The organism is Acinetobacter sp. YH12205 (assembly GCF_013418125.1).
In the GTDB taxonomy this organism is placed as follows: Bacteria; Pseudomonadota; Gammaproteobacteria; order Pseudomonadales; family Moraxellaceae; genus Acinetobacter; species Acinetobacter towneri.
Genome location: NZ_VPCQ01000028.1, coordinates 1 through 1,082, shown reverse-complemented (window position 1 = coordinate 1,082; position 1,082 = coordinate 1). Strand labels below are relative to the sequence as shown.

The following is a 1,082-nucleotide window of genomic DNA, read 5'->3' as shown; positions in this document are numbered from 1 at the left end:
TAAGTTGACAAAAATAACTAATCATGCGAAAAAGTTTTTTTAGTTAACAGATGTTCACACATGCCTCGAATTGTTTCTGTACCACTTAGTTTAGAACAGCGAGAACGACTCATTTTTCTGGCCAAGCATGCAAAACATTGGCGTGAAAGACAACGTGCCCAAACTATTCTCTGGCTTTCTGAAGGTAAAAGTGTTGCGGAAGTTGCCACTCTACAAGAACGTATCCCAGAAACCATAAGGCTACAACGCCGACGTTGGGAATTGTATGAGTTTGAATCGATTAAAGAAGGTCATCGCTCAGGTCGGCCCAATACATTGATCTCAGACTATCAGGCGAAAATCCTAGATTGGGTCAATACAAGTCCACTCAATGCAGAACAAATCCGAGTCAAACTACATGAAGAATACGAAGTGTCCGTGTCTGTTGAAACCATTCGTAAGTTTTTACGTGATTCAGGTATGGTCTTCAAGCGTACCCGTCATAGCTTGAAAAAAAAGAGATCCGATTGCATTTGAACAAGCAACACAGCAGATTGAAAAATTACGAGAGCAAGCGGCACGTGGTGAAATTATATTAGGTTATGTTGATGAAACAGGGTTTTCATCTACACCTGATAACCGCTATGCATGGACAAAGATAGGTGATGTTCATGCGGTTGATGCAATAAGATTAAAACGAGTTAATGTCATGGGGTGTTTGCTTTCAACGGGGAAAATGGTGACAAGTTGTTTACAAGAGTCTGTTACAAGCACTTGGTTTTATGCCTATTTAACTGGAATAGCTCAACAAGTAAAACAGACTTATAACCTTCCATTGGTTCTTATTGTTGATAATGCCTCGATTCATAGAAGTAAAAAGATGGCTGATTACAGAGAGCTACTTAAAAGTAACTTTTCGACGAATTTGTATTTTATTCCAGCTTATAGCCCTGAGTTAAATCGAATCGAGATGGTATGGAAGCAGATGAAATATTATTGGCGAGATTTTCAAGTCATGACAGCTGATAAAATAGAGCAATGGGTGGAGAGAGTATCAAACCAATTCGGAAAAGAATACATGTTTACTTTTTAATGACAGCTTA

Annotated in this window: 2 protein-coding genes; both read left to right on the top strand. The window is 38.6% G+C overall.

What is annotated here, in order from left to right; genetic code table 11:
* Nucleotides 1–60: 60 nt before the first annotated feature.
* A complete protein-coding gene (locus tag FTU92_RS13985) occupies nucleotides 61–516 on the top strand; it encodes a helix-turn-helix domain-containing protein (RefSeq protein WP_004973749.1) in 456 nt (151 codons plus the stop codon).
* Nucleotides 506–1,072 carry an IS630 family transposase gene (locus FTU92_RS13980; RefSeq protein ID WP_180096444.1) on the top strand — a complete coding sequence of 189 codons (567 nt, stop codon included), beginning with the start codon at nucleotides 506–508 and terminating at the stop codon, nucleotides 1,070–1,072. Before FTU92_RS13985 ends, FTU92_RS13980 begins: the two co-directional genes overlap by 11 nt.
* The last annotated feature ends 10 nt before the right edge of the window (nucleotides 1,073–1,082 follow it).